This is a genomic window from Rhizobium sp. N122 (genome assembly GCF_002211295.1).
GTDB lineage: Bacteria > Pseudomonadota > Alphaproteobacteria > Rhizobiales > Rhizobiaceae > Rhizobium.
Genome location: NZ_LOKU01000029.1, coordinates 41,480 through 59,389 on the forward strand (window position 1 = coordinate 41,480; position 17,910 = coordinate 59,389).

The window sequence follows — 17,910 nt, forward strand, 5'->3', positions numbered from 1 at the left end:
GCCTGTTGAACCCGCTCAATTTCAGTAAATTCCGATGCCGGGAGTTACCGGGTGGGCGGTGACTGCGGGCGAAAGGCAAGGCGTTGCAGCACCGATCGAAACGATCGGCTCGCATAGATCTGATCATCGGGACAAGTTTATCGCCGGTCGAAATGCCTCGGGTCGGGCGGCAAAATTCTCGACCACGAAATCCACGAAAGCGCGGATTTTCGGCGAAAGCTGCCGGTTGGATGGCCAGACGAGCGAGAGCGAGCCGAATGGCGCCATGAAGGCGGTGAGGACGGGCATCAAAGTGCCGGCTCGGATGTGCGGCTCGGCGACATAGACCGGCAGATGCGCGAGCCCGAGGCCGGCCTGTGCTGCCCGCAGTCCCGCATCGGTATTGTTGAAGGTCAGGCTTCTCGGCAAAAGCAGCCGCTCAGATGGCGGATGGAATGCCCATGGCGCGATCCGGCCGCTGGATGGATATTTGAAGTGAATGCAGGCGTGCCGGGCGAGATCATCAGGCGTCTCCGGCCGTCCGCGACGCTCGAGATAGTCGGAACTGCCGCAAACGACGAAATGCTGATCGCCGAGACGGCGGGCGATCAACCGTGCATCGGCAAGCTCGCCGCTGCGCACGACGACATCCAGGCCCTCGGCGACCAGATCGATGACCCTGTCTTCGAAATCGATGTCCAGTTCGATCTCCGGAAATCGCGCCGCGAAGACCGGCAGGATCGGCATCAGCAGGTGATGGCCGACGATATGCGGCACGCTGACCCGCAGGCGTCCCCTGGGGCGTTCGCGGCTACGCACGATGGTTGCCTCGGCATCCTCCATATCGTCGATGATGCGCTTGAAGCGTTCGTAGAGGACCGCCCCTTCCTCGGTCAGACTGATACTGCGTGTCGTGCGGTTGAAGAGCCGCACGCCCAGCCGGCTTTCCAAACGCGCGACCGCCTTTCCGATGGCGGATGGCGAAACTCCGGCGACGCGCGCGGCCCCCACATAGCTCTGCTGTTCGGCAGCGTAGACAAGGGCAAAAATGCTCGCGAGGCTTTCCATGCAGCACCCAGATTAGAGATATTGTGTCCTTTATGTATGTCCGACATGGGCAATTGATCAATATTGCGTATGAAATATCCTTTGTTCTCGAAGCCGCGGGCCAGCGAGGCGCAGCCCGCGGGCGATATCTGCCAATACGAAGGAGTAAGCGGCATGCGGGACTTTGTGAAAGAATTGCCCAAGCACACGGCGAAATACATCGGAGAGAACGACCTGCTTCTAGACGTTTTCCATGGGGACAAGGGCTCGGATCATTCCGTCCGGCCGCCTCTGCTCTTCGTTCACGGCGCCTTCACCGGGAGCTGGATGTGGAGCAAGTACATTCCTCACTTCATATCGGCCGGATGGAGAGCGTATTGCCTCAACTTGCGCGGCCACTACAAGAGCCGATCGGTCGATTTGACCAAGGTCACCTTTGAGGACTACCTCGATGACATCCGCCAGGCGATCTTCGACATCGGTGAGGAATGCGCAGTCGCCCCAATCGTGATCGGCTTCAGCATGGGAGGAATCCTTAGCCAGAAACTGGCGGAAAACGTCAGGATTGCCGGGCTGGTGTTGATCGATTCCAGCATTTGCAGGGAAGTGCATGCCGAGGTGCCCTATCGCGACCTTGCGCCACGAATGCCCGGCGTTGTTGTGCCGGCGCCGGCACGCGAGGAGCAAGGGAGCGCCGATGAAACGCCCGAAGATATCGAGTTTCAGCGGAAGTACCTGTCGATGGAATCGGCGAAGGCATTCGCTGCATTTTCCTTTCATTGCGGGGCGGAAGGAATTTCCGTCGATGGCGAAAAGATCACATGTCCCAGCCTGGTCATCTCGGCTGTCGACGGTGAAGACGATGATCGCCGCGGTAGGGCGGCGGCACGCCACATTGGCGGCGAATATCTAGGTCTCCGGGGGACGACGCATACCGGTTTGCTGGTCGGGCAAAGATATCACGAAGCGGTAAGCCGCATCATGGATTGGTTGGCTCGCTTCGATGAAGCTCTATGTGATCAGCCTTCCAAACCGAGGCTTGCCAGCAGCCGGCCGACATAGGCTTCCAGGCCGCCGACCATGTCGAAGCGGGTGGGGTCGCGCAACCAGAGCATCTGCAGGCCGTCCATCACCGCGATGAGTTCGGCGGCCATCTCCTCACCATCGATCTTGGCGTCGATCGTGCCGTCGGCAATCGCCCGTCCGAAGGTCGCGGCGATGTCGTTCTGCATCTGGGTGGCGCGGGCGAGGAACCAGGCCTTGGCGGGGTGGTCCTTCATAAGGCTCTCCGCATTCAGGATGGCGAAGGCCCTGACGACCTCGAGCAATTCGGTGTTGCGGCGGAAGACGGCGACCATGCCCTGGAGCAGGCCGCTGAGATCGGAGCGATAATGTCCGATGAAATCGGCGCTTTCGAGATCGCGTTTGGCGAGGATCGCGAGCAGCAGATCGACCTTGGTGGGGAAATGGTGCAGCAGGCCGGGCAGCGACAGGCCGACATCGCGGGCGATGTCGCCGATTGCCGCATTCTGGTAGCCGTCTTCGGCAAAACGCCGCATCGCCGCCCTCAGGATTTCCGCGCGGCGTGTCTCTCCCTTGCGGGATCGGCGCCGTCGTTTTTCCTCTCCGGTCTGCTGTTCCGACAATTCCGCCATAGTCTCCTGTCTGCCTCTTAGCGCGGCAATCGGCGCGCCTTCAGCCGATTTCGTCCATGCTGTCCATCCATACATCAGGCTTGCCAGATTGACATCTTAAAAATACCGAGTAATCGGTAGGTTTAAGGATTTCCTTGGGAGGTTTGCATGATCGATTCCATTCTCGACCAGATGACGCTCGAGGAGCAGGTCTCCTTGCTATCCGGCGCCGATTTCTGGACGACCGTTCCGGTCGAGCGTCTCGGGGTGCCGAAGATCAAGGTGACGGACGGGCCGAACGGCGCACGCGGCGCCGGTTCGCTGGTCGCCGGCGTCAAGGCGACCTGCTTTCCCGTCGCCGTTGCGCTCGGCGCCAGCTGGAATCCCGATCTCGTCTCGCAGATGGGCGCAGCCCTTGCGCGCCAAGCAAAGAGCAAGGGTGCGGCCGTGCTGCTGGCACCCACGGTGAATATCCACCGCTCCGGCCTCAACGGGCGCAATTTCGAATGTTATTCCGAAGATCCGATGCTGACGGCCGAATTGGCCGTCGCCTATATCGACGGCGTGCAGGGCGAGGGGATCGCGGCGACGATCAAGCATTTCGCCGGCAACGAATCCGAGATCGAGCGTCAGACCATGTCTTCCGATATCGACGAGCGGACGCTGCGCGAAATCTACCTGCCGCCCTTCGAACAGGCGGTGCGCCGCGCCGGCGTCATGGCCGTCATGTCCTCCTATAACCGCCTGAACGGCACCTATACCAGCGAGCATCACTGGCTGCTGACCCAGGTGCTGCGCGAGGAATGGGGCTTCGACGGCATCGTCATGTCCGACTGGTTCGGCTCGCATTCGACCGCCGAGACGATCAATGCCGGCCTCGATCTCGAAATGCCGGGGCCGGCGCGCGACCGCGGCGAAAAGCTGGTCGCTGCCGTGCGCGAGGGCAAGGTCGAAGCCGCTGCGGTACGCGCCGCGGCGCGGCGCATATTGGTTTTGCTGGAGCGCGTTGGCGCCTTCGAGAACAAGCCCGATCTGACGGAACGGGCAATCGATCTGCCGGAGGATCGTGCACTGATCCGGCGCCTCGGCGCCGAGGGCGCGGTTCTCCTCAAGAATGACGGCATCCTGCCGCTTGCCAAGACCTCGCTCGACCGCATCGCGGTCATCGGACCGAATGCGGCGAGCGCCCGCGTCATGGGCGGCGGCAGTGCGCAGATCGCGGCGCATTATACGGTAAGCCCGCTCGAAGGCATCCGCACCGCCCTTTCCAATGCCAACAGCATCAGCCATGCGGTCGGCTGCCGCCACAATCGCCTGATCGACGTGTTCAAGGGAAAGATCACCGTCGAATATTTCAAGGGACGCGGCTGCAAGGGCGAGCCGCTGCATTTGGAAATCGTCGACAAGGGCGAGTTCTTCTGGTTCGAGCTGCCATCGGGCGAACTCGACCCTGCCGATTTCTCGGCCAGGATGACCATGCAGTACGTGCCGGAGGAGAGCGGCGATTATGTCTTCGGCATGACCAATGCCGGCCTGGCGCGGCTCTTCGTCGATGGTGCGCTGATGGTCGACGGCCATGAGGGTTGGACACGCGGCGAAAACTATTTCGGCACCGCCAATGACGAACAGCGCGGCAGCGTGGCGCTCGAAGCCGGCCGAGCCTATCAGCTGACGGTTGCGTATGAGCCGTCCATCGCGAGCGGCGAGGGCATCAACCTCATCGCTGTTCGTTTCGGCGTGGAAAAACCGCTCGGCGAGGCCGATATCGAGGCAGCCGTCGAGACGGCCCGGAATGCCGATGTGGCGCTTCTCTTCGTTGGCCGCGACGGCGAATGGGATACGGAAGGGTTGGACCTGCCCGACATGCGGCTTCCGGGCCGGCAGGAAGAACTGATCGAGCGGGTGGCGGCCGCCAACGCCAATACCGTCGTCGTGCTGCAGACCGGCGGCCCGGTGGAAATGCCCTGGCTCGGCAAGGTCCGCGCCGTGCTCGAGATGTGGTATCCGGGGCAGGAACTCGGCAATGCGCTCGCCGATGTGCTGTTCGGCGATGTCGAGCCCGGCGGCCGCCTGCCGCAGACATTCCCGAAGGCATTGGCCGACAATTCCGCCATCACAGGCGATCCCGCCGTCTATCCCGGCAAGGATGGGCATGTGCGTTATGCCGAAGGCGTCTTCGTCGGTTACCGTCATCACGATACCCATGCCGTCGAGCCGCTCTTCCCCTTCGGCTTCGGCCTTGGCTATACCCGCTTCACCTGGGGTGCACCGCGGCTGTCGGCTGGCGAAATGGGCGCCGAAGGCGTGACCGTCAGTGTCGACCTGACCAATACCGGCGACCGGGCGGGATCCGAATTGGTGCAGCTCTATGTGCGTTCGCCGAAGACCAAGGTAGAGCGGCCGGACAAGGAGCTACGTGCCTTCGCAAAACTTTCGCTGCAGCCCGGCGAGACCGGCACGGCCACAATGAAAATCCTGCCGCGCGACCTCGCCTATTTCGACGTCGAGGCCGGCGCCTTCCGCGCCGAAGCAGGCGACTATCAGCTAATCGGGGCGGCGAATGCCGCGGATGTCAGGTTCGTCGTCGAGCTGTCGTCCCCATCCAGCTACGTGCTGCCGCCGTCTCACTGACGGCGGGCGACGAGGCCGCTGCTGACCTGCAATCAGACAGCGTCGGGCTGGCTGCGGAGATTGGTGACAACGCGCCGGTTCTGTACCTTGCAGGAGCGCTCCGTGCAGTCGCGGACTTCGCGATCGTTGCCGTAGCCCTTGGCCCACATGCGCTTCGGATCGACGCCCTTTGAGGCGAGATAGGTCATCGCCGCGTCGGCGCGCTTCTGCGACAGCGTCTGCATTTTGGAAGCAGAACCGGAATCGTCGGCAAAGCCCTGCAGCTTGAGCAGCCAGGTCGGGTTCCTGTTGAGCCAATTGGCCTGGTTGTCCAAGGTTGCCATGGCGACGGAATCGAGTGCGGCCGAGTCCTGCTTGAAGTAGATCCGCCGGCCGACATTGAGGATAAAATCCTCTTCGCTTCCGGCCGCGACGTTTTCGAAGCCGGGCGCCGGATCGTTGGTCTGGCCGGTCATCGGCGCGGCAGTGGGTTCTTCCAGGGAGGCGATCTCCGTGGTGGAGCAGGCGGCAAGTGCCAGGAGCATGGCCGCGGCGAGAAGGCGGCTCGCATATCCTGTTGTAGCAGACATCAGGTGATATTCCTTATTCGACCGGGGTTGTTTGGCTGAGCTGCGTGGTGCTTTCGGCCTGGTCGGCAATATGCGGCAGAACCTGTACGGCCGTGCCGATCGGGCAACGCTGGTAAAGGTCGATGGCGTCTTCGTTGAACATACGGATGCAGCCGCTGGAGGCATCCTTGCCGATGCTCCAGGGCTCAAGCGTGCCATGGAAGCGATAGCCGGTGTCGACGCCGTCGCGATGCAGATACATGGCGCGGGGGCCGAGCGGGTTCTTCGGTGAGCCGCCTGCGACGAATTCGGGCAGTTCGGGATGGCGCTTGCGCATCTCCGGCGGCGGCGTCCAGCGCGGCCACAGCGACTTGGCGTCGATCGTGGCGCGGCCGAACCATTTGAAGCCTTCGCGGCCGACGCCGACGCCGTAGCGAATGGCGGTTTTGTTCTCCATGATCACGTAGAGAAAATGGTGCCTTGTATCGACGACGACGGTGCCGATCGGCTCGCTGCTGAAATATTTGACGACCTGGCGGTGCCACTTCCTGTCGATCTTGGCGAAGTTGGTCCCTCGGAACGTCACGCCATTGTCGACGATGGTGCCATCAAAATAGGACGACGCCGCGGCGAATGCCGGTCTGCCGACCGCACCGGCGCCAAGTAACGCCAAACCACCAAGCAAAATTTCCCTGCGGGTCCCCAGCATCGGCAATATCCCCCTTAAAGCCAAGCAGCGGAATATCAGTAAATCAGATTTTTCATTTGCGACAACAGAAAATTCTTCTCTTCGCTCAGGACGGGTGTCGCGTCTCAGGTCGCCTGGATCTATGTTGCTTCAATCATTACTCCCGGAGGCAGCTCTTCCATCCCCGAAGAACCTCAGGGAAAAAGATCGGGAAGGTCGGAACGGGCGATGCGCCGCAACCTGACCGCTTCTTCCGTGTCGATCCAACGATAAGGAAACCGCAGACGGGTGCCCACGGGTCCCCAATTGCCGATGGCGCTCAAAAGCTTGTCGAGAGCGGCGTTCGAATAGCCGAATTGTTGGCGGAAGGGGACGATATGGGCGTCCATGAACGCGCAAATGCGTCGTTCCAGTTCGAGTGCGGCGTCGAGTTCGTTTCGCATCGACACCGTCCAGATCTGAGCGCCGCGGGGATTGAGACAGGCCACATTGGAAAAGGAGCCGGCAGCGACGCCTTGCCTGACGCCGGTTGCGAGATGATGGCCGGGGACGAAGAGCGAAAGCCCGGACAGATGCTGGCGTGCTTCCGCGTACCAGGAACCGTCTCCATCGGCCAGCTTGACGCCGATCACTTGGGGCACTGCCGCGCAGAGCATGCCCAGCGCTTTTGGCGCCAACACCCGTTTTGCATGCGGCGGATTGTAGAGGACGAGCGGAATTCCGCAGGCAACGTCGGCCGCCCGTTTCAGGAAGTCGACCGCTTCGGCATCGGTGAGCGGCCACCAGTCCGGCAATATGACTTGAATGGCGCGGGGATCGAGTGCCGCGGCGCGGCGGAGGCGATTGAGCATGATCCGCGGGTCGGGCTGGCAGGCGCCGATCACGAATGGCATGGAGGAAGCCTTGCAGCGTTCGGCCAGCATCGCCTGGATCCTGTCGAATTCCTCCTCCGTCTGATTGTGGAATTCGCCGGCGGTGCCGTTCGAATAGATGCCGTCGACGCCAGCAGCTATGAGGATGTCGATCTCTTCGCCGAGCTTATCGAATTCGATGCTGTCATCGGCTGCGATCGGCAGGAGCAGGCTTGCCCAGTTGCCGCCGATGGCTGGATGCGGGGTCTTCGCGTTCATCTGTTTTCCCCGATGGATCATGGATCAGTTGAGGTCGTCGCGAATGCAGGCCTTGAGGTGGCCGGGCGCGATTTCCCGCAATTGCGGAACGGTGCCGGCGCAGGCCTCGAGCGCGCTCGGACAGCGCGTGCGAAAAACGCATCCGCTCGGCGGATTGGCCGGGCTGGGGATATCGCCTTTCAGGATCTGCCTGTCGCGGCGGGCATCCGGATCGGGTGAAGGGATCGCGGAGAGCAGCGCGCGCGTATAGGGATGCTGCGGTCTCGCATAGAGATCGGCACTCGGCGCGATCTCCATGATGCGGCCGAGATAGAGCACGATCACCCGGTCGCAGATATATTCGACGACGGCGAGATCATGCGAGATGAACAGCATAGTAAGGCCAAGCCGCTGCTGCAGCTCACGCAACAGGTTGATCACCTGCGCCTGGATCGACACGTCGAGGGCCGAGACCGGCTCGTCGGCCACGATGAATTCGGGCGACAAGGTCAATGCCCGGGCGATGCCGATGCGCTGGCGCTGGCCGCCGGAAAATTCATGCGCGTAGCGATGGATCGCATCGTCAGGCAGATCGACCTGAGCCAACGCGGCTTGCGCTCGTTGGAGCCTATCGCGTGCCGATCCGATCCCCTGGATCTTCAGGCCCTCCGTCAGGATTTCGCCGATCGTCATGCGCGGCGACAGACTGGCGAAGGGGTCCTGGAAAATATACTGCATGCGCGGCCGTTGCCGCCTCAGCGCCGAAGGGGAAAGTCCGGTGAGTTCCTGTCCGTCGAAGCGGACACTGCCCGAGGAAGGTTCGACCAGCCGAAGGACGGAACGCCCGATCGTGGTTTTCCCGCTGCCGGATTCGCCGACAAGTCCGACGACCTCCCCCTTGGCGATATCGAAGGAGATGCCCTCAAGAATGTTCAGCCGCGTGCCGCGGGACGTATAATGTTTGGACAGGTCGCGGACGGAGAGCAGGGGCGCGTTCATCTAGATCTCCTGCCATCTGATGCAGCGGCTGCGGTGCTGCGGATTGACCTGTTCGAGTGCCGGAATCGCGGCACGGCAGGCGTCGATCGCAAATTTGCAGCGTGGGGAAAAGGCGCAGCCGCTCGGCATGTTCATCAGGCCCGGAACCATGCCGGGAATGGCAGAGAGTTTTTCGCCGGCCTGTTTCATCCGTGATGCCTCGCCAAGCCGCGGCATGGAGGCGAGAAGGCCCATCGTGTAGGGATGCTTCGGATTGCGGAAAACCTCGCCGACCGGCCCTTGCTCGACAATCCTTCCGGCATACATCACCGCGACGCGGTGGGCGATTTCGGCGACCACGCCGAGATTGTGGGTGACGAAGAGCATGGCCATGCCGCGCTCGCGCTGCAGCTTGAGCAGCAGATCGAGGATCTGCGCCTGGATCGTCACGTCGAGCGCCGTGGTCGGCTCATCGGCGATCAGCAGGGCCGGATCGCAGGCGAGCGCCATGGCGATGGTGGCGCGCTGGCGCATGCCGCCCGACAATTCGTGCGGATATTGGCCGGCACGGCGCCGGGCATCCGGTATGCCGACGCTTTCCAGCAAGGCGACGGCTGCGTTCATTGCGGCCTTCCGGTTCGCGCCGCGATGGATGCGGATCGGCTCGGCGATCTGGTCACCGATCGTGAAAACGGGATTGAGGCTCGACATCGGCTCCTGGAACACCATGCCGATGTCGTCGCCCCTGATCCTGCGCATGCTCTCTTCACCCAGGGAAACAAGATCCCGGACCGCGCCGCTTCTCGTCGTCAGGCGGATGCTGCCGGCGGCGATCACACCGATGTTGCGGGTCAGCAGCCGCATGACCGACAGGCTGGTGACCGACTTGCCGGAGCCGGATTCGCCGACGAGCGCCAGCGTCTCGCCGGCGGCGACCGTCAGGTCGATATCGTTGACCGCCGCGATCTCGCCGCCGCGGATGCGGAAGATCGTTCGCAATCCCCTGATGTCGAGTACCGGTTCGGCCGTCTGTTCCATCGGCCGGCTCAGCTCAGCAGGCCGGTTGCACGCAGTATCTCGTCGATCCGTGCGATTTCCGCATCGTTGAGCGAGGCGCGCGGCCGCGGCATGACGGCGCTGTCGATAATGCCGAGGCGCTGCATGGCGGTCTTGAACGCGCCGATGCCCGATGCGCCGCCGCTGACACGGCCCTGGGCGACCCAGACGATTTCGAACAGGCGGCAGAGCCGCTCCTGCTCCTTCTTTGCGGCGGCCCAATCGCCCCGCTGCGCGGCATCCCAGAGTCTGACATAGCCGTGCGGATCGACATTGGCGATGCCGGGAACGACGCCGTGGGCGCCCATCAGCAGGGCGGTATCGACGACGATCTCGGAGCCGGTCATCAGGAAGACGTCCTTGTGCTCGGCGAGGTCGAGAAGCGCATAACGAAAGTTGCCGTCGTCGCCGCTGGAATCCTTGAGGCCGATGATGGCGCCTTCCCTGGCAAGCGTAATGACGGTCTGGCGCTGCAGCTTGACGTGAACGCAAACGGGAATGTCGTAGGCGATCAGCGGAACGTCCACCGCATCTCTGACATAACGGAAATGATCGAGGATCTCGGACTGGCTGGTGACCGTATAGAACGGGGCGGTCACGACCACAGCGTCGGCGCCGGCGGCCTTTGCGACCTTCGAATGGGCGATGACCCGATCGGTGGTCGGATCGATGACGCCGACGATCAGCGGCACGCGGCCGTTCACCACCTTGGCCGAATGCTCGATGATTTCGCGGCGGGTCTTTTCGTCATGGAAAATGACTTCGCTCGTCGACCCCAGCACGAATACGCCGTGGCAGCCGGCGTCGATCAGATGTTCGAGCACCCTGGTGTAGGAGGGGTAGTCGACGGTAAGATCCGGATTGAGCGGCGTTACGACGGGGGGGACGACACCCTTGAATTTGGCCATTTTCGCTTCTTTCGATCGTCAGTTCAGTTCAGTTCGGCACGCGGGTCGAAGGCATCTCTGAGGCCATCGCCGATGAAGTTGATTGCAAGCACGGCAAGGATCAGCGCGCCGCCGGGGAAGAGCCATTGCCATGGATATTGTTCGAGCACGGCGGTGGAGCGGGCGGCGTTCAGCATGTTGCCCCAGCTTGCCGCCGGTGGGGCGATCCCAAGACCGAGGAAGGACAAGCCGGCCTCGAGCAGGATGGCGTTGGCGATCTGCAGCGTCGCATAAACCACGAGGATATCGATCGAATTCGGCAGGCCGTGGCGGAAGAGCAGATGCCCGATGCCGGCGCCCATGCCGCGGGCGGCCATGACGAAATCACGCTCGCGCAATTCCAGCAGCCGGGAGCGGATCATCCGCGCCAGCAGCGGCCAGGAGAGCAGTGAGATGACCAGCACCGTCGGCCAGATGCCGGTGCCGGCGATCGAGGCGAGCACAAGCAGGAAGATGACGGGCGGCAGGGTCATCACCAGATCGACGAAGCGCATCGAGACGGCATCCGCCCAACGACCCGCAAGTACCGAGATCGCCCCGAAGAGAAAACCGATGATGGCGGAAAACGCGGTCGATGCGATGGCGACCAGCAGCGAGATCCGGCCGCCTTCGAGCACCCGCGCGAAGACATCGCGGCCGACGCCGTCGGTTCCGAACCAGTGAGTGGCCGTCGGGCCGCTATTCATCGCCAGAAGATCGATGTCATTCGGCTGGAAAGCCCACCAGAGCGGATAGGAAAGGATCAGCAGCAGCATCGGAACGGCCATGCAGACGCCGGCAACCGCCGCGCGGTTGAGCATGAAACGGCTGAAGGCGCGGGCAAGCGGCCCCGGGCTGCGGTGCTGGGGGGCGCGTGCCAGCATGGTCAGCCCACCTTGATGCGCGGGTCGACGACCGCATAGGTGATGTCGGTCAAAAGATTGACGACGATAACGCAAGTGCCGATGACGAGCGTCGCGCCCATGATGACAGGGTAGTCGCGGGTCTGTACGGCATCGACCAGCAAAAGGCCCATGCCCGGCCAGTTGAAGACGCTCTCGATGAAGATGGCGCCGCCGATCGCAAGCCCGATGGTGGAGCCGATCAGGGTGACGATCGGAAGAAGCGCATTGCGCAACGCATGTTTGCTGATGACCCAGAACTCGCGAACGCCCTTGGCGCGCGCCGTGCGGACGTAATCCTGGTTCAGAACTTCGAGCAGCGACGCGCGCATGTACCGCATGATCAACGCGGCTTGGGCGACGGACAGAAGCGCTGCCGGCAGGATCAGGTGGTGGAGCAGATCACTGAGCGAGAATTCTTCGCCCGGCGTCAGCATGCCGCCCGACGGCATCAAGTGCAGGCGGACGGAGAAGATATAGAGACCGATCAGCGCGCTGAGGAATGCCGGGCTCGAAATGCCGGCAAGCGCGACCACCGACAGGGAGAGATCGGCAAGCGAATTGCGGCGGACGGCGCCGATCACCCCGCAGGCGATGCCGGCGACGATGGCGAAGGCAAGTGCGGTGCCCATCAGCAGCACCGTCGGCCCGATCCGCGACAGCACCAGGCTGAGAACCGGCTGGTCGAGACGCTTGATCGAATAACCGAGATTGCCCGCCAGCGCCTGCTGCAGCCAGCCCAGATACTGGACCGGCAAGGGCTGGTCGAGCCCGAGGCGTCGGCGCAGATCGGCAAGATGCGACGGCGACATCGGCAGGTTCGGATCGATATAGGCATCGATCGGATCGCCGGGTGTCAGGCGCAACAGCAGGAAGATCAGCATGCTCAGGGCGACGAGCATGCCTGTTCCTATGATCAGGCGTCTAAGACTGTATCGGAGCATCGTCAATCCGTCTGTCGGGCCGTCTGTCGGGCCGCCTTGTCGGGCCGTCCTGTCAGGGTGGCCGAAGCCACCCTTGAGCCTTTGCGGAAACCGTTATTCGGCCATCGACCATTTCTGCGGGTCGGCCTGGTAGGGGCCGCCGCCCGGCGCCGGCGTCCAAACGAAATCCTTGGCCTTGGTCGAGACGATGCCGTAGCGGTTTGCCACCCAGAGCGTCGCCCAGGGCAGGTTGGTGTTCATCACCTTGCAGACGTCCTGGTAGGCCGCATCCCGCTTGGCGCTGTCGGGCTCGGCAAGCGCGCTATCCAGCGCCTTGGTGAGATCGGGCATTCGCACTCTGGCGACATTCGGTCCGGCCGGAGGGATCTGTTTCTCGTTGAGGCCGACATTGATGCTTCCGGCATCCGGCCCGTTCTGCAGCCCGGCGTAAACCATCTGGAACTGGGCAATATCCGGCGTCGCATTGAGAACGATGCTGTTATAGGTCGGCGCATCGACGGCGCGCGGCACGATGTTGATGCCGACCTGGGCAAGCATCGCCTGGACTGCGGCAAGAACGTTGGTGGCAAGCGGCGTGGTGTAATAGGTCAGAAGCGTGATCGGCTTGCTGCCGTTGATCTGATCCCAGCCGGCGTCCTTGAGCAGTTGCTTCGCCTTCTCGGGATCGTAGGCGTAGCTGTCGATGCCTTGGGGTATCAGCTGTTCGGCGACATAGGCGCAGTTGGCCGGTTTGGCTGCACCGCCATAGAGGCTCTGGATGATGGCATTGCGATTGATCGCATACATCACCGCCTGGCGGACGCGCAAATCCTTCCAGATCGGGGAATCGTGGTTGAAGCCCAGATAGTTGACGACGAAAGAGTTGCCTTCGATGACCTTGAAGTCCTTGTTGTCCTTGAAGGTCGGCACGTCGTTGGAATCGACATAGGTGAACTGGATCTCGCCGGATCGGAGGGCCGCGATCGCCGCGGCCGGGTTGGCGAAATAGCGGTTGATGACGCGTTCGAGCGCCGGCTTGCCACCGCGATAATCGGTGTTTGCGGCAAGCTCGACATATTGATCCGAGACGTATTTGGTGAATTTGAACGGGCCGGTGCCGATCGGCGCGGTGGACCACCAGGTGTTCTTCGCCAGCTGGTCAGCCGGTATCGCGGCGAGCGCATGCTCGGGCAGCATCATCACCTTGGTCATCGTGTCGAGAAAACTGCTGCTGGGTGCGCTAAGCTTGATGACGACGGTGTGATCGTCCGGCGCCTCGACGGACGATATGCCCTTCAGCCGGGCCGCGAGCACCGAGCCGGTTTTCGCATCCGTCGCAAGGTCCAGGGTGAATTTCGCATCCTTGGCGGTAAAGGGTTTGCCATCATGCCATTTGGCGTCGGCGAGCTTGAACGTGTAGGTCAGCTGATCGGGGCTGATCTCGTAGGCGTTCGCCAGCGCGCCGACGACTTTCTGCAGCTTCTCGTCATAGGTGATCAGCGGTTCGTAATAGATGCTGAGCCAGGTAAAGCCGGCGGTCGCCGCCAGCGGATTGAAGTTGCCCTGGAAGCCTCCCGGGCCGACATCGAAGCCGCCGGACAGGGTGGCAGCCTGCGCGTGGATCGCAGCGCCCGAAACGACAAGAGCCGGAACGGCTGTTGTCGACAGCAGGGCGCCAAGCGCGATAGCGGATAGTCTAGACAGTCTTTTCATGCGTTCCTCCCATGTTTGAACTTGTCTTGTTATTGGCAATCACCCGGGCAATTCCCTCGTAATGGCGATCCAGGCGCCGGCGCGCCTCCTCCAGATCCTTTGCCTCGATCGCATCGACGATTGCGGCGTGATCGCGCCACGTCGCCATCGGATCGGTATTTTCAAGATTGACGAAATCCGACGCCTTGTAGAAGGCGAGCCAGAAGACATCGATCAGCCGTACGAGCGTCTCGTTGTCCTGGCAGCGAAACAGCAGCCGGTGGAACAACTGGTCGTCCGCCGCGAAGGTTTTACCGCGCTCGGCATGGGCGCGCATTCGATCGACTGTGGCGCGCAGTTCGGCAATGTCCTCCTCGCCAATCATATCGATCGTCTTGCCGATCAATCCCACCTCAAGCGTGCGCCGGATTTCGAGAACCTCCTCGATCTGCCGCAGGGCGCCGCCGAGGCCGTAAGCGAGGTTGTCGAGAAGCGGCTCGAAGGAAAATGCCTTCACGAAAATGCCGACGCCGCGCCGTGTCTCCAGCACGCCGAGCGATTCCAGCGCCTTGATGCCTTCCCTCAGCGAATTGCGGCTGACACCGAGCTGGGTCGCAAGCTCTCCTTCCGCCGGAAGCAGGGTTCCGGGGGCAAGGCCGTTATCGTCGATATAGGCGCGCAGACTTTCCTGCACGGAGACGTGCAAAAGCGGTGCGCGCGTCAGCGGCTTCATCGATTTCAATGTCATGCCGGGTCGCTTCCTAGCATCGCCGATAAGGATGACCACTACATATATACTTGTAGGATATCTGTCAAGTGGATAGGCTTTTGGGTGATGAGTCGGGTGCCCGACATTTGCGGCGAAGTCGCTCGTGGAAAACAACGTCCCGGCGAGAGCGGCGCTCACTTCGATGTGGAATTGGACGCTTGAAAAGCGAGGCTGAGGCCGGGCCAAGCCTCGGGGACGTGTGCAACCTGTTCGGGAGTGCCGAAAGCCATGGATTTCATCAATAAAAGGTGACTAAAATAATCATCTTATGTTGACAATGCTTCCTTCGCTCCATAGGTTCCGCCCGCATCCGTGAGGTAGGGACCAAGAATGGCGCGTGTTTTTCTGAATGTTTCTAATATTGTACCCAGAATTTACAGGGATAGCCTGTTTGCCACGACAGCTCTGATCGCGACCGGCATTGCAGCCCTACCGGCTGCCGCCCAGAGCGCGACCACAGGTGACACCGCGACGGCGCTGGAACCGATCGTCATTCAAGGTGCAGCCTCTGATAGCAAGACCGACCGGACGTCCGTTACCGCCAAGAACAGCGCGGGCGCAACCAAGATCAGCACGCCGCTCGTCGAAACGCCGCGTTCGATCTCCGTCACCACCGAGAAGGAAATCGAGCAGCGCGGCGCGCAGAGCGTCATCGAGGCGGTGCGTTATACCGCTGGCGTGACAACCGGACCGAACGGTTTCGATCCGCGATTTGACCAGATCTACATTCGCGGCTTCAACATCACGACGGTCGGCGACTTTCGTGACAGCCTGCGTCAGCCCTACATGAATTACGGCATGTTCCGCACCGATCCCTATCAGTTACAGCGCGTCGAGGTGATCAAGGGGCCAGTTTCCGTTCTCTACGGTGCGGGATCGCCGGGCGGCCTCGTCAACAAAATATCGAAGCTTCCGACCGAGGAGCCGATCCGCGAAGTCGGCATTACCTACGGCACCAAGGACCGGCTGCAGGGGATGTTCGATTTCGGCGGGCCTATCAGTGAGGGCAACGACGATTTCCTCTATCGCATCGTCGGTCTCGCCCGCCGCGGCGACACGAATTTCGATATTGCCGACGACCGCTATTTCCTGGCGCCGTCTTTCACCTGGAAGCCTGACGAGGGCACGTCCCTAACGGTATACGGTCTGGCGCAGTCGGACGAGACCGATTCCAATGTCGGCGCGATCACGACCTTGGACGGCAAGTTCCACGAACTCAGGGAGAGCGATCCCGACTACGATTACCAGAAGGTCAAGCAGCAGCAGGTCGGCTATCAGTTCGAACATGAATTCGACAACGGCCTGACCTTCCGGCAGAACCTGCGTTATTCGCATCTCGATCTGGAGGCCCGCTATCTCGGCATTACCGGCTGGACCGGGACCGTCGCACATCGTGGCACAAATGCGATCCGCGACGAAATGAACGTTTTCCAGGTCGACAATCAGCTCGAAGCGAAGTTCGACACGGGTCCGTTGGCCCATACGATGCTGTTCGGGCTCGACTACACCAATCTCCAGTCGAGCTTTGGCTACGGCGCCGGCGCTGCCGATCCCGCGTTCGACTTCGATATCGCCAATCCGACCTATGGAGTCTCGGGCGCTACGCCGGACTATAGTATCCTTGCTTCCGATGCCGACATGCGACAGGCCGGCATTTACGCGATGGATCAGATCGAGGTCGGAAACTGGCGCTTCAACCTCGGCGGCCGGCAGACCTGGGTGAACCAGACGCGCGATGCGACCCTGCCCGCGGTCAGCTCGGAGGAGGTCGACAAGAACGCCTTCTCCTGGCAAGCCGGTGCTCTCTACCTCTTCGATAACGGCATTGCTCCCTTCGTCTCCTACGCCACCTCGTTCGATCCGGTGACCAACCGTTCGACCTCAGGCAAGATCCTGGCGCCGACAGAGGGGGAACAATACGAAGTCGGCGTGAAATACCAGCCGCCGGGCTCCGATATCCTCCTGTCGGCCGTTGCCTATCACATCGTCGAAAAGAACAAGCCGGTGCTGGTCGATCCGCTGCTGTTTGCCTATGGCTCGATCGGTGAAGTGACCGGAAAGGGCGTCGAACTCGAAGCTCGCGCGGCGGTAGCCGATGGCTGGGATCTTATCGCGGCTTACACCTACAACCAGTCAGAAGTGACGGGCGGCGGTGAAAACGAGGGCAATACGCCGGCCCTGACACCCTCGCATGTCGCTAGCCTCTGGGCCAACTACACGTTCCAGGAAACCAACCCCTTCAACGGCCTGTCGGTCGGCGCAGGTGTTCGTTATGTCAGCGAGAACTGGACGGATACCGCCAATACGTCGAAGAACCCGTCGAGCTTCTACATCGACGCATCCGCATCATATGATTTCGGTGCGGTCGACAAGAAATACGAAGGCCTGACCGCGGCCTTCAATATCCGCAACATTGCCGACGAGCGCGACACCGTCTGCAACGAAGGCTTCTGCTATCTCGGCCAGGGCCGCAACATAACCGGGACGCTGAAGTATCGGTGGTAAGGCATGGCTGCAGAGCCGAATAGGGCGTCTCGGCGCCCGACTTCGATCGCCAATCATCCTGTCGCCCACCAGGCCGTTGACGGCGTGGTGGGCGATGGCGCGTTCTCCTATTGGCCGCGGCAAGCTGCTCGGTGCCCCACCGCAGACGGGCATCGTCCTTGCTTGCAGGGATCTCAGCGACGCCGCACTCTTTGACGGGCTCATCGCCCGGTATTCGCAAAAATTTCCAGGTAGCGACCGCCGTGCGGTCGTCTCGATGTGGGCCCTCTACTATTTCAGCATCCTGTCGATTGCCCAGCCCGCAGATATTCATGCACTGGATCGGGCTGCCGTTGGAGATCGATAGGCCGGGCTTTGGTGGCTGCGGCGAAGCTTGCCCGCTACCGAACGCGCGCCATTAGAGTCTGTCAGGGTTATTCTGAACCATACCCTGCATGTCTGAGGTAGTTGGAGCACTCCTGGGGACTGAACGCCTTCAAGAGTTCTCCAATGCGTCTCCATGTAGTTTCAACGGTTCGTTCGT

At 61.8% G+C, this 17,910-nt stretch carries 15 protein-coding genes and 1 pseudogene; 4 read left to right on the plus strand and 12 right to left on the minus strand.

What is annotated here, in order from left to right; genetic code table 11:
- Nucleotides 1-123: 123 nt before the first annotated feature.
- A complete protein-coding gene (locus ATY75_RS20545) occupies nt 124-1,047 on the minus strand; it encodes a LysR family transcriptional regulator (protein WP_088938963.1) in 924 nt (307 codons plus the stop codon).
- 153 nt (nt 1,048-1,200) lie between these two features.
- On the opposite strand from ATY75_RS20545, the gene ATY75_RS20550 reads away from it, so the two are divergent.
- The gene (locus ATY75_RS20550; RefSeq protein WP_088938980.1) at nt 1,201-2,088 is read left to right on the plus strand and encodes an alpha/beta hydrolase family protein; all 888 of its coding nucleotides are present in this window, start codon (nt 1,201-1,203) and stop codon (nt 2,086-2,088) included.
- On the opposite strand, the gene ATY75_RS20555 is transcribed toward ATY75_RS20550, so the two are convergent.
- Entirely contained in the window at nt 2,046-2,681 is a 636-nt protein-coding gene (locus ATY75_RS20555; protein ID WP_088938964.1) for a TetR/AcrR family transcriptional regulator, read from the minus strand. The two genes, ATY75_RS20550 and ATY75_RS20555, sit on opposite strands and share 43 nt — an antisense overlap.
- A 147-nt stretch (nt 2,682-2,828) precedes the next feature.
- Between ATY75_RS20555 and ATY75_RS20560 the strand changes: the two genes are divergently transcribed.
- Nucleotides 2,829-5,291, plus strand: a complete 2,463-nt coding sequence (locus ATY75_RS20560) for a glycoside hydrolase family 3 C-terminal domain-containing protein (RefSeq protein ID WP_088938965.1) — start codon at nt 2,829-2,831, stop codon at nt 5,289-5,291.
- A gap of 32 nt (nt 5,292-5,323) precedes the next feature.
- Here the strand turns inward: ATY75_RS20560 and ATY75_RS20565 are convergent, their stop codons facing one another.
- The 10 genes from ATY75_RS20565 to ATY75_RS20610 form a co-directional block, all read right to left on the minus strand.
- Nucleotides 5,324-5,860, minus strand: coding sequence for an OmpA family protein (locus ATY75_RS20565; protein WP_088938966.1), 537 nt, complete (start codon nt 5,858-5,860; stop codon nt 5,324-5,326).
- Nucleotides 5,861-5,873: 13 nt separating this feature from the next.
- Entirely contained in the window at nt 5,874-6,548 is a 675-nt protein-coding gene (locus tag ATY75_RS20570) for a L,D-transpeptidase (RefSeq protein ID WP_088938967.1), read from the minus strand.
- A gap of 173 nt (nt 6,549-6,721) precedes the next feature.
- Nucleotides 6,722-7,657, minus strand: coding sequence for a dihydrodipicolinate synthase family protein (locus ATY75_RS20575; RefSeq protein ID WP_088938968.1), 936 nt, complete (start codon nt 7,655-7,657; stop codon nt 6,722-6,724).
- Between the two features lie 24 nt (nt 7,658-7,681).
- Nucleotides 7,682-8,635, minus strand: a complete 954-nt coding sequence (locus tag ATY75_RS20580; RefSeq protein WP_088938969.1) for an oligopeptide/dipeptide ABC transporter ATP-binding protein — start codon at nt 8,633-8,635, stop codon at nt 7,682-7,684.
- The gene (locus ATY75_RS20585) at nt 8,636-9,652 is read right to left on the minus strand and encodes an ABC transporter ATP-binding protein (protein WP_088938970.1); all 1,017 of its coding nucleotides are present in this window, start codon (nt 9,650-9,652) and stop codon (nt 8,636-8,638) included.
- A gap of 8 nt (nt 9,653-9,660) precedes the next feature.
- Nucleotides 9,661-10,578, minus strand: a complete 918-nt coding sequence (locus ATY75_RS20590) for a dihydrodipicolinate synthase family protein (RefSeq protein ID WP_088938971.1) — start codon at nt 10,576-10,578, stop codon at nt 9,661-9,663.
- A gap of 23 nt (nt 10,579-10,601) precedes the next feature.
- The gene (locus tag ATY75_RS20595) at nt 10,602-11,480 is read right to left on the minus strand and encodes an ABC transporter permease (RefSeq protein ID WP_088938972.1); all 879 of its coding nucleotides are present in this window, start codon (nt 11,478-11,480) and stop codon (nt 10,602-10,604) included.
- Nucleotides 11,481-11,482: 2 nt separating this feature from the next.
- The gene (locus ATY75_RS20600) at nt 11,483-12,442 is read right to left on the minus strand and encodes an ABC transporter permease (RefSeq protein WP_088938973.1); all 960 of its coding nucleotides are present in this window, start codon (nt 12,440-12,442) and stop codon (nt 11,483-11,485) included.
- A gap of 93 nt (nt 12,443-12,535) precedes the next feature.
- On the minus strand, nt 12,536-14,134 hold the full coding sequence (locus ATY75_RS20605) for an ABC transporter substrate-binding protein (RefSeq protein WP_088938974.1): 1,599 nt from the start codon (nt 14,132-14,134) through the stop codon (nt 12,536-12,538).
- On the minus strand, nt 14,118-14,861 hold the full coding sequence (locus ATY75_RS20610) for a FadR/GntR family transcriptional regulator (RefSeq protein WP_088938975.1): 744 nt from the start codon (nt 14,859-14,861) through the stop codon (nt 14,118-14,120). The genes ATY75_RS20605 and ATY75_RS20610 overlap by 17 nt, the downstream gene beginning before the upstream one ends.
- Nucleotides 14,862-15,212: 351 nt before the next feature.
- Here ATY75_RS20610 and ATY75_RS20615 point away from each other — a divergent pair, with 351 nt between their 5' ends.
- A complete protein-coding gene (locus ATY75_RS20615; RefSeq protein WP_088938976.1) occupies nt 15,213-17,387 on the plus strand; it encodes a TonB-dependent siderophore receptor in 2,175 nt (724 codons plus the stop codon).
- A 3-nt stretch (nt 17,388-17,390) separates the two neighbouring features.
- A pseudogene (locus ATY75_RS20620) lies at nt 17,391-17,734 on the plus strand (siderophore-iron reductase FhuF); the annotation flags it as partial.
- Between the last annotated feature and the right edge of the window lie 176 nt (nt 17,735-17,910).